The organism is Bradyrhizobium tunisiense, from assembly GCF_042263385.1.
GTDB lineage: Bacteria > Pseudomonadota > Alphaproteobacteria > Rhizobiales > Xanthobacteraceae > Bradyrhizobium > Bradyrhizobium tunisiense.
The window spans coordinates 788,175-802,973 of sequence record NZ_JBHLEV010000002.1 but is presented as its reverse complement, the minus strand read 5'-3'; the positions used below and the strand labels follow the sequence as shown (position 1 = coordinate 802,973).

The 14,799-nt window shown below is 64.6% G+C and carries 13 protein-coding genes; 3 read left to right on the top strand and 10 right to left on the bottom strand.

Going from position 1 to position 14,799, the window contains the following annotated elements:
• Positions 1-42 precede the first annotated feature (42 nt).
• Positions 43-1,296 (bottom strand): CaiB/BaiF CoA transferase family protein, encoded by a 1,254-nt coding sequence (locus ACFDR6_RS11155; RefSeq protein ID WP_375858274.1) that lies wholly within the window; start codon positions 1,294-1,296, stop codon positions 43-45.
• Between the two features lie 9 nt (positions 1,297-1,305).
• Positions 1,306-2,100 carry an enoyl-CoA hydratase/isomerase family protein gene (locus ACFDR6_RS11150; protein WP_317239634.1) on the bottom strand — a complete coding sequence of 265 codons (795 nt, stop codon included), beginning with the start codon at positions 2,098-2,100 and terminating at the stop codon, positions 1,306-1,308.
• A gap of 117 nt (positions 2,101-2,217) precedes the next feature.
• On the opposite strand from ACFDR6_RS11150, the gene ACFDR6_RS11145 reads away from it, so the two are divergent.
• Both ACFDR6_RS11145 and ACFDR6_RS11140 read left to right on the top strand, forming a co-directional pair.
• Positions 2,218-2,883, top strand: a complete 666-nt coding sequence (locus tag ACFDR6_RS11145; protein ID WP_375858273.1) for a GntR family transcriptional regulator — start codon at positions 2,218-2,220, stop codon at positions 2,881-2,883.
• A 157-nt stretch (positions 2,884-3,040) separates the two neighbouring features.
• Positions 3,041-4,012: an MBL fold metallo-hydrolase gene (locus tag ACFDR6_RS11140; protein ID WP_212085541.1), complete on the top strand. Its 972-nt coding sequence runs from the start codon at positions 3,041-3,043 to the stop codon at positions 4,010-4,012.
• A 51-nt stretch (positions 4,013-4,063) separates the two neighbouring features.
• Here the strand turns inward: ACFDR6_RS11140 and ACFDR6_RS11135 are convergent, their stop codons facing one another.
• Both ACFDR6_RS11135 and ACFDR6_RS11130 read right to left on the bottom strand, forming a co-directional pair.
• Positions 4,064-7,201, bottom strand: coding sequence for an efflux RND transporter permease subunit (locus tag ACFDR6_RS11135; protein ID WP_375858272.1), 3,138 nt, complete (start codon positions 7,199-7,201; stop codon positions 4,064-4,066).
• A 5-nt stretch (positions 7,202-7,206) separates the two neighbouring features.
• Entirely contained in the window at positions 7,207-8,409 is a 1,203-nt protein-coding gene (locus tag ACFDR6_RS11130) for an efflux RND transporter periplasmic adaptor subunit (RefSeq protein ID WP_375858271.1), read from the bottom strand.
• Positions 8,410-8,581: 172 nt separating this feature from the next.
• Between ACFDR6_RS11130 and ACFDR6_RS11125 the strand changes: the two genes are divergently transcribed.
• Positions 8,582-9,238 carry a TetR/AcrR family transcriptional regulator gene (locus ACFDR6_RS11125; RefSeq protein ID WP_375858270.1) on the top strand — a complete coding sequence of 219 codons (657 nt, stop codon included), beginning with the start codon at positions 8,582-8,584 and terminating at the stop codon, positions 9,236-9,238.
• A gap of 7 nt (positions 9,239-9,245) precedes the next feature.
• Here the strand turns inward: ACFDR6_RS11125 and ACFDR6_RS11120 are convergent, their stop codons facing one another.
• The 6 genes from ACFDR6_RS11120 to ACFDR6_RS11095 all read right to left on the bottom strand — a co-directional run bounded on the left by ACFDR6_RS11120 (position 9,246) and on the right by ACFDR6_RS11095 (position 14,720).
• On the bottom strand, positions 9,246-9,662 hold the full coding sequence (locus ACFDR6_RS11120) for an ASCH domain-containing protein (RefSeq protein WP_375858269.1): 417 nt from the start codon (positions 9,660-9,662) through the stop codon (positions 9,246-9,248).
• A gap of 27 nt (positions 9,663-9,689) precedes the next feature.
• The gene (locus ACFDR6_RS11115; RefSeq protein ID WP_317239639.1) at positions 9,690-10,409 is read right to left on the bottom strand and encodes a haloacid dehalogenase type II; all 720 of its coding nucleotides are present in this window, start codon (positions 10,407-10,409) and stop codon (positions 9,690-9,692) included.
• 89 nt (positions 10,410-10,498) lie between these two features.
• Complete coding sequence (gene glpX, locus ACFDR6_RS11110; protein ID WP_212085566.1) at positions 10,499-11,500, bottom strand: class II fructose-bisphosphatase; 1,002 nt, start codon at positions 11,498-11,500, stop codon at positions 10,499-10,501.
• A 163-nt stretch (positions 11,501-11,663) separates the two neighbouring features.
• Complete coding sequence (locus ACFDR6_RS11105; RefSeq protein WP_375858268.1) at positions 11,664-12,980, bottom strand: homoserine dehydrogenase; 1,317 nt, start codon at positions 12,978-12,980, stop codon at positions 11,664-11,666.
• Positions 12,981-13,009: 29 nt separating this feature from the next.
• Entirely contained in the window at positions 13,010-14,230 is a 1,221-nt protein-coding gene (locus ACFDR6_RS11100; protein WP_212085570.1) for an LL-diaminopimelate aminotransferase, read from the bottom strand.
• A 214-nt stretch (positions 14,231-14,444) separates the two neighbouring features.
• On the bottom strand, positions 14,445-14,720 hold the full coding sequence (locus tag ACFDR6_RS11095; protein WP_212085572.1) for a hypothetical protein: 276 nt from the start codon (positions 14,718-14,720) through the stop codon (positions 14,445-14,447).
• Positions 14,721-14,799 lie beyond the last annotated feature (79 nt).

Genomic DNA, 14,799 nt, shown 5'->3' with positions numbered 1-14,799 from the left:
AGCTGAATTCTTTGTATTCTTATCGTTGTTCTTGCCTTCGGCTCAGGCGACGCGTTCCTCGCGTCTGCCTGATGCCCGCACGATCGCGCCCTCTTTTTCGAGCGCTTCGATTCGTGACTGGTCGAACCCGTGCTCGGCCAGCACCTCGTCCGTGTGTTCACCATAGACCGGAGCGCCCGATCGCACTTTGCCTGGGGTCTCCGAAAACTTGATGGGAAGGCCGATCGTCTTGACGGGGCCGAGCGTGGAGTGCTCGACCTCGACCACCATCTCTCGCGCCAGCGTCTGGGGATCGCCGAGGGCCTCCAGCATGTCGTGCACAGGTCCGCACGGCACGCCCTTCTCGTCCAGTGCCGCGAGCCAGTGTGCGCGCGATTTGGTGCGGAAGCGTTCGCTCAGGACCGCTTCGAGCTCCTTCAGATTGGCCATGCGATCGGCCCCGGTGACGAAGCGCGGATCGGCGGCGAGCTCGCTGGCGCCGAGCGCTTCAAGCATCAGCAGCCAGTGCTTCTTGTTGGCGCCGCCGACGACCAGCCAGCCGTCCGAGGCTTCGAAGGCCTGGTATGGCGCGTTGAGCGGATGCGCCGACCCCATCGCGCGGGGCGCGGTACCGGCGGCGAGCGCAATGGTCGACTGCCAATAGGTCTGCACCAGTGCAGCCTCGTAGAGCGAGGTCTCGACCCACTGCCCTTCTCCAGTCTTGAGACGATGGGCATAGGCCGCGAGGATGCCCATGCTCGCCAGCAGACCGGCGGTGATGTCGGAGAGCGGCGGACCGCATTTGACGGGCGGGCCGTCGGGACGCTCGCCGGTGAAGCTCATGATGCCGCTCATGGCCTGCGCGACCAGATCGAAGCCGCGGCGGTGCTTGTAGGGGCCGGTGCGGCCGAAGCCGGACAGCGAGCAGTAGATCAGCGACGGGAATTCGGCATGCAGCGCCTCGTAGCCGAAGCCGAGACGCTCCATCGCGCCGGGCGCAAAGTTCTCGACCAGCACGTCGGCGCTTGCGATCAAGCGCCGCAGCACTTCCTTGCCGCCTTCGGTCTTCAGGTCCAGCACGACGCCGCGCTTGTTGCGGTTCATCATCAGGAAGGAGGCGGCTTCATCGCCGATCTTCGGCGGCACCGAATGGCGGGTGTCGTCGCCGTTCGGCCATTTCTCGATCTTGATGACGTCGGCGCCCATGTCGGCAAGCATCAGGGTGCAGGTCGGCCCGGCCATGACATGGGTGAGATCGACGACCTTGAGACCGGCGAGCGGTCCCGAACGGCGGGAGGCGGATTGCGAACTTGGCATCGGGGCGTCCTATTGGCCGCGCCATTGCGGCGCGCGCTTGTTGAGGAAAGCATCGAGCCCTTCACGAAAATCCTGGCTCGTGTAGCACAGCAGGATGAGGTCTTCGCCCTCGTCTCCCGTGGGGCGCCGTTGCAGGCGGGCGACGGCCTGCTTGGTCGCATTCAGCGTCAGCGGCGCATGGCTGGCGAGCAGCCGGGCGACCTCATCGGCGCGCTTCTCCAGCGCGGCAATGTCCTCGACCACCTCGCCGAGCAGCCCGACGCTGGCGGCTTCCGTGGCATCGACCAGACGCGCGGTGAAGATCAGATCCTTGACGCGCGCAGCCCCAATGAGCGCCGTGAGGCGGCCGACATTGGACATGGACAGGCAATTGCCGAGCGTCCTCGCGATGGGAAAGCCGATCTTGGCGCTCCTCGTGCCGATGCGCAGGTCACAGGCCGCGGCGATGCCCGCCCCGCCTCCGGTGCAGAACCCGTTGATCGCTGCGATCGTCGGCACCCGACACTCCTCCAGCGTCGTCAGCACCCGATCGATGCGGTTCTCGTAATCGATGGCATCCTGCGGCGCCTTGAATTCGCGGAACTGATTGATGTCGGTGCCCGCGGCGAACGCCTTGTCGCCTGCCCCGCGCAGCACCAGCACCTTGATCGAATGGTCGCCGTTGGCCTGCTCGCAGATCGCGGCCAGCCGCTCATACATGGCGAAGGTGAAGGCGTTACGGGCCTGCGGGCGGTTGAAGGTGATCCGCCCGATGCCGTCCTTGCATTCAAAAACGAGGTCGTCCGCCTCCGCAGCCAGGTCCATTTCCTCATGTCCTCTTGTTTTTTACATTTTTGAATGCAAAATCTGCCATAAGCAAGCTGGAACTTGCAGATTTCGATCGATTTCTGTGTTTTTGAATTCAAAGTGAGCGCTGGTGCCATGCTTCATGAAGACGTCGTCGGACGCATCCGCGCCATCCTGCTCGACGGCGAGATTCCGCCAGGCGCGCGGATTCCCGAGCGCGAGCTGTGCGAGCGGCTCGAGATCTCGCGCACGCCGCTGCGTGAAGCGCTCAAGGTGCTCGCTGCCGAAGGTCTCGTGCAGTTGCTGCCGCACCGCGGCTCGCGCGCGGCGAAGCTGACCGACAAGGACATGCGCGATCTGTTCGAGGTCTGCCAGGGCCTGGAGGCTCTTGCCGGCGAGCTCGCCTGCGAGCGCATCACCGACGCGGAGATCGATGCGATCGCCGCCACGCATGCGGACATGGTGCAGCATTATCGCGAGAGCGATCTGATCCAATACTATCGCGGCAACCGCGCCATTCACGAAGCCATCGTCAACGCCGCCGGAAACCCCGTGCTCGCGGGGCTGTACACCTCCGTGACCGCGCGCATCCGGCGTGCGCGCTACGTCACGCCGATGACGCCGCAGCGCTGGGCGCTCGCGGTCAGGGAGCATGAGGCGATCCTGAACGCACTCCAGCGCCGCGACGGCGTCGGCCTTTCTCATATCCTGCGAGCACATCTGCGCCATAAGCGCGAAGAGGTCTTGCAGGCGGGTTTTGCCGAGACGGAAGGCAATGACATCGCGCTGAGAATTGCGTAGAGCGCAATTCCGCGGTCGCATATCTGCGAACCAATTCTACTTGCTAGCTAGACGTAACCAGCGCAGCATGGAACCTGCCGACCTCGGCCACATGACCGACGGCCGGCCGCGATGCGCATACAATTGCGCAAGATAAAAGACAAAGCGGAGGAAATGCATGACAATCGATGTCTCTCGCCGGTCCCTGCTCGCACTCGGGGCGGGTCTTGGTGCCAGCGCCATGCTCGGCAGCAGCGCGCTGGCGCGGGCTCCCAAGCTCGGCACCCAGACGCCCTACTGGCATCGCTTCGTTCTCGGCGACGCCGAGGTGACCGTCGTGTCCGACGGGCCCTTACCGTTGGGTGATCCCTCCGGGACGTTCACGGGCGTTCCCAAGGAAGAGGTCAAGAAGATGCTGGCCGACAATTTCCTGTCGCCGGACAACGTCGTGCTCGAACAGAATTCTCCGATCGTGAACACCGGCGACAAGCTCATCCTGTTCGATACCGGCATGGGCAGCTCGAAAATGTTCGGCGCAAGCACCGGGCGACAACAGAAGAGCATGACCGAGGCCGGCATCAAGCCGGGGGACATCGACGCCGTGGTCTGCTCGCATGCCCATATCGACCATATCGGCGGCATCGTGGACGAAGGCGGCAAGCCGCTGTTTCCGAACGCGCAGGTCTACATCTCCCAGACCGATTTCGACTTCTGGACCGACGAAGGCAAGCTCGGCAGCGCCGCGAAGGACTTCGTCGTCCACGCCCGGAAGAACCTGCTGCCGGTCCGCGACCGCATCGTGTTCTTCAAGGACGGTCAGGAGTTCCTTCCGGGCGTGCAGGCCATCGCCGCGCCGGGTCACACCGTCGGTCACACCATCTTCACGGTCTCGTCGGCCGGCAAATCCTTCGCCTTTCTCGGCGACCTCTCGCACCATTCGGTGCTGCTGCTGGAGCGGCCGCGGATGGAGTTCTCCTACGACACCGATCCGAAGCAGGCGGCGGAATCGCGCGTGAAACTGCTCACCATGCTCGCGGCGAACAAAATCCCGGTGATGTCCTATCACTTCGCCTGGCCGGGCTATGGCCACATCGCCAAGACGGGCGAAGGCTTCCGCTATTATCCCGAGCCGATGCAGATGACGTTGTAGACCAGCCAGATCAGCTCCGGGCGGCGCGAGCCGCCTGGAGCTGCGATGCAGTCATTCCGCGGGCTCCGCGAGGGCAACGGCCTTGGCCGTCTCGGCTTGGGCGCCGGGAAACATCCGCCGAACGAGCACCAACAGCGCGGGGACGAAGAAGATGCCGAGGACCGTTGCCGCGATCATGCCGCCGGCAACGCCAATTCCGACAGCATTCTGGCTGGCGGAGCCCGCACCGGTCGCGACCGCCAGCGGCAGCACGCCGAGAATGAACGCGAGCGAGGTCATCAGGATGGGGCGCAGGCGCTGCCGCGCCGCGTGCAGCGTGGCCTCGACGAGGCCGCGGCCGGCAGCGATCTGCTCCAGCGCGAATTCGACGATCAGGATCGCGTTCTTCGAGGCGAGACCGATCGTGGTGAGCAGACCGACCTGGAAATAGACGTCGTTGGCCTGGCCGAACAGCGTGGCAGCGAGCAGCGCGCCCAGCACGCCGATCGGCACCGTCAGCATCACCGCGAGCGGAACCGACCAGCTCTCGTAGAGCGCCGCGAGACTGAGAAAGACGATCAGCAGCGAGATCGAATAGAGGTAGAGCGTCTGGCTGCCGGTGAGCCGCTCCTGAAACGACAGGCCGGTCCATTCGTGGCCGTAGCCCTTCGGCAGCTTGGCCATCTGCTCCTCCACCGCCTGCATGGCGACGCCCGAGCTGATGCCCGGCCCCGCCTGGCCCTGAAGCTCGACGGCGGCAACGCCGTTGTAGCGCTCCAGGCGCGGCGAGCCAAAACTCCAGCGATTGGTGGCCAGCGCCGAGAACGGCACCATCGAGCCCGCGGTGTTGCGGACGTACCAGCGGCCGATGTCGCTGGTGTCCATCCGGAACGGCGCATCGCTTTGCACATAGACCTGCTTGACGCGGCCGCGGTCGATGAAGTCGTTGACATAAGCGCCGCCCCAGGCCGCCGACAGCGTGGTGTTGAGATCGCTGAGATTCACACCGAGCGCGGTGGCCTTTGCCTGGTCGACGTCGAGGTTGAATTGCGGCGTATCGTCCTGGCCGTTCGGCCGCGCCTGTGCCACGCGCTTGTCCGTCGCGAGCTGGCCGAGCAACTGGTTGCGCACCTGGATCAGGGCCTCGTGACCGTTGCCGCCGGTGTCCTGGAGATAGAGATCGAAGCCGCCGGAATTGCCGAAGCCCGGAATGGACGGCGGCAACACTGCGAACACCATGGCGTCACGGATCTTCGCGAACGCGCCCATGGCGCGGCCGGCCACGGCCTGCGCAGAAGTCCCCGGATGCTTGCGCTCGTCGAACGGCTTCAGGCTGACGAAGGCGAGGCCAACGTTCTGCCCCTGCCCCGCGAAGCTGAAGCCGTTGACTGCAAACACGCCTTCGACCGCATCCTTCTCGTTGTCCAGGTATTGATGCTCGACCCGCTTGACGACGTCGAGCGTGCGCGCCGAGGTAGCGCCGACCGGAAGCTGGATCAGGGTCATGATCGTACCCTGGTCCTCCTCGGGCAGGAATGAGCTCGGCAGCCGCTGGAACAGGACGACCATGCCGGCAACGATCGCCACGAAGGCGATCATGACGCCGGCGACGCGCTTGATCGCGCCGCCGGCCGTGCGCTGATAGCCGTCGGCCATGCGGTCGAAACTGCGATTGAACAGGCCGAAGAAGCCGCGCGGCGCGCCGTGTTGCGGCGGCTTCAGGATCGTGACGCACAGCGCCGGCGTCAGCACCAGCGCCACCAGCACGGACAGCAGCATCGCCGTGACGATGGTGAGCGCGAACTGCCGATAGATGATTCCGACCGAGCCGTTGAAGAACGCCATGGGGATGAACACAGCCGACAATACGACACCGATGCCGATCAGGGCGCCGGTAATCTCGCGCATCGACTTCTCGGTCGCCTCGCGCGGACCGAGCTTCTCCTCGGCCATCACGCGCTCGACGTTCTCGACCACGACGATGGCATCGTCGACCAACAGGCCGATCGCCAGCACCATCGCGAACATCGTCAGCGTGTTGATCGAATAGCCCGCCAGCGAGAGCACGCCGAACGTGCCGAGCAGCACCACGGGCACGGCGATGGTCGGAATGATGGTGGCGCGCCAGCTCTGAAGAAACACGAACATCACAACGAAGACGAGGATGATCGCCTCGAACAGCGTGTGCACCACCTTCTCGATCGACAGCTTGACGAAGGGCGTGGTGTCGTAGGGATAGACGACGCGAAGCCCCTCCGGCATGGTGGCACTCAGCTGGGCGACGCGCGCCTTCACCGCTTCCGAGGTCGCGACCGCGTTGGCACCGGTCGCAAGACTGATGCCCATGCCGGCGGCGGGCTTGCCGTTGTAGCGCGCCGCGGAATCGTAGGATTTCGATCCGAGCTCGACACGCGCGACGTCGCCGACGCGCACCACCTGGCCCGACGACGCCGTGCGCAGGATGATGTCCTTGAACTGTTCCACGGTCTGGAGGCGGCTCTGCGAGGTGATGGTGGCATTGAGCTGCTGACCGCCGATCGACGGAAGGCCGCCGAGCTGGCCAGCCGTCACCTGGGTGTTCTGGGTCTGGATCGCCGCGATCACGTCGCCGGGCATGAGATTGTATTTGGCGAGCTTGTCGGGATCGAGCCAGATGCGCATGGCGTATTCGGCGCCGAACAACGTGACCTGGCCGACGCCGGCGACCCGGCTGATGGGATCGTTGACCGAGGACGACACGTAGTCGGCGATGTCGCTGGCCGCCAACCGGCCGTCCTCGGAGACGAATCCGAGCACCATCAGGAAGCTGGCCGACGACTTCACGACCTTGATTCCCTGCTGCTGCACGACCTGTGGCAGCAACGGGGTTGCGAGCTGGAGCTTGTTCTGAACCTGCACCTGGGCGATGTCGGCATCGGCCTCGTTGGTGAAGGTCAGCGAGATCTGCACGACGCCGGTCGAGGTGCTCGACGACGACATGTATTGGAGATAGTCGAGACCGGTCATGTTCTGCTCGATGACCTTGGTCACCGAGTTCTCGGCAGTCTGGGCATTGGCGCCGGGATAGGTCGCCGTGATCGTGACGACAGTCGGCGCGATCTGCGGGTATTGTGCGATCGGCAGGCGCATGATCGCGAGCACACCGCCCAGCATGATCAGGATCGCGATGACCCAGGCGAAGATCGGCCGCTTGATGAAGAAATGCGACATGGCGATTACCGCTCCGTTGTCGTGGCCGCCGGCCGCGCGTCGGCCTGCCGGGTCGGGCTCACCGTGAGGCCGGTCGCCGGATCGACCACGACTTCGACGGTCTTGACCGGCGCGCCGGGACGGGCCTTCTGCGTGCCGTCGACGACGAGGCGATCCCCCGCTCTGGCGCCCGATCGCACCAGCCAGTTGCCGTCGACTTCCTCGCCCAGATCCAGCGTCCGCTGCTCCACCTTGCCGTCCTTGTCGACGAACATCGCCACCGCCTGCCCAAGCGGATTGCGCGAGACCGCGCGCTGCGGCACCAGGATCGCGTTCGCATCGACACCGGCGACGACGCGTGCACGTACATACATGCCGGGCAGCAGCGCTCGCTCGGGATTGGCGAAGATCGCGCGCGAGGAGACCGACCCGGTGCTCTCGTTGACGCTGGCGTCAGTGAAACCGTACTTGCCCTTGTGGCCGTAGGCCTTGCCGTTTTCCATGAGAAGTTCGACCTGCACGCCCTCGGCGGGTCGCTTGAGCTTTCCGCTCGCGATCTGATTGCGCAGGCGCTCCATCTCGGAGGTCGACTGGTCGAGATCGACATAGACGGGATCGAGCTGCTGGATCGTCGTCATCGCGGTGGCCTGGCTCGCGGTGACGAGTGCGCCGGGCGTGATGCTCGACTTACCGATCCGGCCCGAGATCGAGGCGGTCACCTTGGTGCGATCGAGCGAGATCGCCGCGGTGTCGCGGTTGGCCTGGGCGGCTTTCAGGTCAGCCTCGCCCTGCTTGTAGGCTGCGACCGCATCGTCGACGTCCTGCTGGCTCGCCGCGTTGGTCTGGAGCAACTGGGTCTTGCGCGCGGCCTTCAGGCGCACGCTGACGAGCGTCGCCTCCGACCGCTGCACCGCAGCCTCCGCACTTGCCAGCGCCGCCTTGTACTGAACGGGGTCGATTTCGTAGAGCAGATCGCCTTCCTTGACTTCGGCGCCTTCCACGAAGTCGCGCTTGAGCAGGATGCCGGTGACCTGCGGCCGGACTTCGGAGACCTGGTAGGCGACGACCCGCCCCGGCAGGACGGTCGAAACCTTCGCCTCCTGCGGCTTCAAGGTCTCGATGCCGACCTCCGGCACCACCTGTGGCGGTCCGGCCTGCTGGCTCTGGTCCCCGCAAGCTGCAAGCAGCAGGGCAATCAACGGAACGGCCAGGGCGATCGGAGGACGCATGATGACGATCCATGGTGAGTTGCGGACCCTCGATGAGGGGCGCGCGGAAACATTTGGAAACTCTTCGGTTTCCATATGGAAACTTGGTAGTTTCCTTCTCCGAAGTCAAGTGCTAGGCTGCGTATGAAACTGCGTTCAAACAGTTGTGAAGCAGCACGCGGCGGACGTTCCCATGGCGAGAGAATCCAGCAGCCAAAAGCGCATGGCCCCGTCTTCGGAGCACATCAGGCCTGCCATCAAGATTCCCGCCCCGGACGCACGGATGACGCAATTGCTGGCGGCGGCGAAGGACACCTTCACCAGCAAAGGCTTCGCCGCGACGACCATGGACGACATCGCCGGCGCCGCAGGCATGTCGAAGAAGACCCTCTACAAATTGTTCGAAAGCAAGACCGACCTCTTCCGCGCCATGCTGCTGGGCAGCCTGCCCAAAGACCAGTTCACGGACGCGCCTTCCGAAGGATCACCGGTGACCCGACTTCGAAACATGCTTCGGGAGGCTGCAGACGTGGCGTTGTCGCCGAGCGAGATCGCGCTGCAGCGCCTGATCATTGGTGAACGCCAGGCCTCGCCTGCGCTGGGTCGCATGTTTGCCGAGGTCATCATGGAGAGCGGCACGAAGCATATCGTCGACCTACTTGAGAAGGTCCGCCTCGAGCCCCGTTTCGAAGGCGTGCCGCTCCGCCTCGTTGCCGAAATGCTGTTCGGCATGGTGTTCGGCCACGATCATTTCAGGCTGCTGACCGACACCGGCTTCAAGCTCAATCGCCGCGTGCTGGACCGCCGGATCGATCTTGCGATTGCGACGTTCTGTCTGCCTGACGATTAAGCCGAAGCTACGACTCCTCGCCGGGTCCACCTCTGAAGACTTCGATCAGGCGAAAGCGCTCGCACATCAGCATCATGTCGCCGCTATATCGTCCGAGCCTGCCGAAATAGGATTGATGGGCGCGGCGCCAATAGGCCAGGCTCCGGTCGCCTTCCCCCTCGTCATGCGCAAAGGCTGCGTCGACCTCATTGAAGCGCCGATACGTCACCTCGGTGGTTTCGATGACGCAGCGCGGCTCCGCCCGCCCGTCGAGCACGACCCAGCGCTCGCCGGGCGTGGAGGTGTTCGGCTCGTCTTCGGTGCTGCATGTCGCGGTCTTGATGCCCTTGATGACGAGCTCGACCAATTCGTCCGCCAGCACGGGGCTGTCGCCGAATGCGAAGGTTCGCAGATGTCGATACCGCTCGGGGACTGGCTTGCTCATCGCTTCCCCGCCTTTGCGAAATGTAGCCTAGCACCCGAGCCTGTCGGCGATCCCGCCAAAATCCTTCGCGACGATGTCCCAATTGCCGGTCGCTTCGAAGTCGACCTTCTGAAGCGGGCCGTATTCCGTCGGCCGCGCCACGAACGCGGTCTTGAGTCCGTTTTTCTGTGCGGCCGCGAGATCGCCGTTGTGGGCGGCGACCATCATCACCTCTTCCGGCTTGAGGCAAAGCAGCTTTGCTGCGCCGAGATAGGTCTCGGGGTCGGGCTTGTAATGCTCGAACAGCTCGGCCGACATGATGAGATCCCACGGCAGGCCGGCGAACTTCGCCATGTTGGTGAGCAGCGCGACGTTGCCGTTCGACAGCGGCGAGATCACGAATTTCGATTTCAGCCGCGTGAGGCCGGCGACGCTGTCCGGCCAGGGATGCAGGCGGTGCCAGCCCTTGGTGAGGTAGTCGAGGTCGGCTTCGGTCAGGCCCTTGATCGCGAATTGATCGACCAGCTTTTCCAGCGAGCGGCGGTGCAGGTCATCCAGCATGACATAGCCGCGCTCGGGATGTTTGCGCACCTCGTCCATGGAAGCCATGTACATCCCGCGCCAGCCGTCGACGAGCGCGGTCCAATCAGCGCTGATCCCGCGCTGCTTGCTCCACCACATGAAGTCGGTGATGAGACTCGTACGCCAGTCCACGACCGTCCCGAACACGTCGAAGACCAGGGCTTTCACGGCGGAGAGATTGGTCATGTGCGCTTCCTGGCGTTGTTTGTTCTTGGTCATTCCGGGATGCGCCGTCAGGCGCAGGCCCGGAATGACGGATGCTGTTATTGCCTTGCTCAGTCCAGGTGGAACTTGGCCAGCTCGCGGTGCTCGGCCTTGATGTAGCGCACGGTGCCGGTAACGGAGCGCATCACCACCGTCTCTGTCTCGATCACGCCGTCCTTGCGGAATTTGACGCCCGAGAGCAGCGAGCCCGTGGTGACGCCGGTGGCCGCGAACAGGCAGTCGCCGCGCGCCATGTCCTCGATGCCGTAGATCATCTTGGGATCGTTGACGCCCATCTTGGCGGCGCGTTCGATCTTCTCGGCGGAATCGAGAATGAGGCGGCACTGCATCTGGCCGCCGATGCAGCGCAGCGCCACCGCCGCGAGCACGCCTTCCGGCGCGCCGCCGGTGCCGAGATACATGTCGACGCCGGTATTGTCAGGGTCGGCGCAATGGATCACGCCGGCAACGTCGCCGTCGGTGATCAGGCGCACGGCGGCGCCGGTCGAGCGCACGCTCTCGATGATGCTGGCATGGCGCGGACGATCGAGCACGAGAACCGTAATGCCTTCGGGCTGGACACCCTTGGCCTTGGCGAGACGGCGGACGTTGTCGGCCGGTGTCGCATCGAGATCGACGACGCCCTTGTCGTAACCCGGGCCGATCGCGAGCTTCTGCATGTAGACGTCGGGCGCGTGCAGCAGCGTGCCGCCGTCGGCCATCGCCATGGTGGCGATCGAGCCCGGCATGTTCTTGGCGCACAGCGTGGTGCCTTCGAGCGGATCGACCGCGATGTCGACCTGCGGGCCCGCGTTCAGGCCAACCTTCTCGCCGATGAAGAGCATCGGCGCCTCGTCGCGCTCGCCCTCGCCGATCACGATGGTGCCCTCGATCGGGAGCTTGTTGAGCTCGCGGCGCATCGCATCCACCGCAGCCTGGTCGGCCGCCTTCTCGTTGCCGTGCCCGCGCAGCCGCGCCGACGACACCGCCGCCCGCTCGGTCACGCGCACGATCTCCAGCGTGAGAATGCGCTCGAGCAACGCTTGCGGCGGGACTGAGATATGGGTCGACATCGGCTAACTCCTTCAAAACGGTTCTGGACAGAAGTCTCTGCCCACATCAACTCTCAACGCCCACGGTTCGTTCGACGAACCACCCTCATTGTTTGAGCATGATCTTTTCGGAAAACCGCTCAACACTTCGCGCTGCGCGGCCCACCGGGTCCGAGGTCATGCTCTAGTTTTTCTCGATCCGGATCACCTGCGGCCGTCCGCTGATCACCTTGTCCTTCTGCACGGCAGCGAGCGCGCGGCGCACGGCATCCTCATGCGTGGCGTAGGTGATCAGGATGACAGGCACGGGGACCGCCTTGCCGTTATCGGACGCAGCGCCGCCATTGGGATGACGCTGCACGATCGACTCGATCGAGATCTTCTGTTCTGCAAGCCGCGTCGCGATCGCAGCCGCGGTGCCGGGGAAATCGCGCGCCAGAAGGCGGATGTAATAGCCGCCCTCGTGGCGCTCCATCGGCGCCTTCTTGGTGTCGCGCAATTGCGAAATCGGCCGACCGAACGGATTGGCACGGATGCCGCGCGCGACATCGGCGATGTCGGCGACCACGGCGGATGCGGTCGCGGCGCCGCCGGCGCCGGGGCCGACCAGCGTGATCGGCGGAATGCCCTCGCCGTCGATCGTGACCGCATTGGTGACACCCATCACCTGCGCGATCGAGGAGGATTTCGGCACCATGGTCGGATGCACGCGCTGCTCGATGCCCTTGACGGTGCGCACCGCGACGCCCAGCAGCTTGACGCGATAGCCGAGATCGGACGCCGCGCGCAGGTCTTCCGGTGCGATCGATGAGATGCCTTCGACATACACCGCGCTTTGAGCAACTTTCGTGCCGAAGGCGAGGCTGGCGAGGATCGCGAGTTTTTGCGCGGTGTCGTGACCATCCACGTCGAAGGACGGATTGGCCTCGGCATAACCGAGCCGCTGTGCGTCCTTGAGGCATTCGGCGAAGGACAGACCCTCCTGCTCCATCCGCGTCAGGATGTAGTTGCAGGTGCCGTTGAGGATACCGTAGACACGATTGATGCCGGTTCCGGCAAGACCCTCGCGTAACGTCTTGATGACGGGGATCGCGGCGCCGACGGCTGCCTCGAAATTCAGCGCACCGCCCTGCTTTTCAGCGGCTTTCGCCAGTTTCAACCCGTGCTTTGCCAGCAGCGCCTTGTTGGCGGTGACGACCGACTTGCCGGCGTTGAGCGCGGCTTCGACGGCGGAGAGTGCCGGATCGCCGGCGCCGCCCATCAGTTCAACGAAGCAATCGATGCCGGGATGGGTTGCCAGCGCCAGGGGATCCCTGACCCATTCGACGCCGCGCAGATCGACGCCGCGCTTCTTCGCCTTCGAACGCGCGGTGACGGCAACGACACGGATGCCGCGGCCGCTGCGACCCGCGAGCACGCGCGCCTGCGTTTCAATCAAACGGACCACTTCGGCGCCCACGGTGCCGAGCCCCGCTATGCCCACTTTCAGGGGTGCAACCATGATGTCTTAGAAAACCTGCCGAAGAGAATTTAGCGCCGATTGGCGAGCGGAACGACGTTGTGCAACGTTTCGATGCCGCTTTCAAGGAAGCGTCGCACGCCGCGCGCGGCCTGCCTGATCCGCTGCTCGTTTTCCACCATGGCAATGCGGACATATCCTTCACCATGCTCGCCGAAGCCGACGCCGGGCGACACCGCGACGCCGGATTTCTCCACCATCAGGGTTGCGAACTGCATGCTGCCGACGCTGCGGAAGGCTTCCGGCAGCGGCACCCAGGCGAACATCGAAGCCTCCGGCGGCGGAATCTCCCAGCCGGCGCGGCCAAACGATTCCACCAGCGCATCGCGGCGCTTGCGGTAGGTGTCGCGCATCTCCTTGATGCAATCGTCGGGACCGTTCAGCGCCGCGGTCGCCGCGACCTGGACCGGCGTGAAGGCGCCGTAATCGAGGTACGACTTGACGCGGGCGAGCGCCGCGATCACGCGCTCATTGCCGACCGCAAAGCCCATGCGCCAGCCGGCCATCGAATAGGTCTTCGACATCGAGGTGAATTCGACGGCGACATCCATCGCGCCCGGCACCTGAAGCACCGAGGGCGGCGGATTGCTCTCGTCGAAATAGACCTCGGCATAAGCGAGATCGGACAGGATCAGGATCTCGTGCTTCTTCGCGAACGCGACGAGGTCTTTGTAAAAATCGAGGCTCGCGACATAGGCGGTCGGGTTCGAAGGATAGCAGACGACGAGCGCGAGCGGCTTCGGGATCGAATGCACGATCGCCCGCTCCACCGCCTCGAAGAACTGCGGCGTCGGCTCGGAGGGCACCGAGCGGATGACGCCGCCCGCCATCAGAAAGCCGAAGGCGTGAATCGGGTAGCTCGGGTTCGGACAGAGGATGACGTCGCCCGGCGCCGTGATCGCCTGCGCCACATTGGCAAAGCCCTCTTTCGAGCCGAGCGTCGCCACGATCTGGGTGTCCGGGTTGAGCTTCACGCCGAAGCGGCGGGCGTAGTAGCCGGCCTGGGCCCTGCGCAATCCGGGGATGCCGCGGGACGCCGAGTAGCGGTCGGTGCGCGGCTTGCCCAGCGTCTCCTTCAGCTTCTCCAGCACATGCGCCGGTGCCGGCAGGTCCGGATTGCCCATGCCAAGGTCGATGATGTCGGCGCCGGCATTCCGCGCGGCCGCCTTGGCCCGGTTGACCTGCTCGAACACGTAAGGCGGAAGGCGGCGAATGCGGTAAAATTCTTCCATGGCTCTCTGGGCTCCGGGCAACCGGTCAGGACAGAATCGACAGGACGGACGCCGATTGGGTGAGGCGCCCAGAATCGCTTTGAAAACTGCTCAAAATCAAATACTTAGAGCAATCATCGACAACGAAGACTGAAGTCGTTCGCCCTGACTCTCGGCTGAACCATGATCTTTTAGCACGGCAAGGCGGGGGCGCCAGCGATTACGTTGCCGTGCCTCATTTCGCGTCCTTGCCGGCAGCGGCCTGGCGATCACGCGCGGCTGCAAGCTCGGCCTCGATCTTGGCGCGCTGCTCCAGCGGAATGATTGCCTGGTCGCGATCCGGTGGCAGATCGTGCACCGGCAGGTAGGTGCCGGGCTCCCTGGGATGCGCCTGCGCGTCCGCGGGTGTCATATCGGCGAGCTGGCTCGAGCAGCCGCCCATGGCGAGCGCCGCAATCAGCAGCGCGCTGCGGATCGGCAGCGCCTTTTGCAGGTCCCATAACGCCAACACCTGGGAAATCCCCTACTCGTCCCAAAGCACGGCCCCGGGCAACCTTACCCAAGACCGCGCCCAAGCTCAAACCATTGCT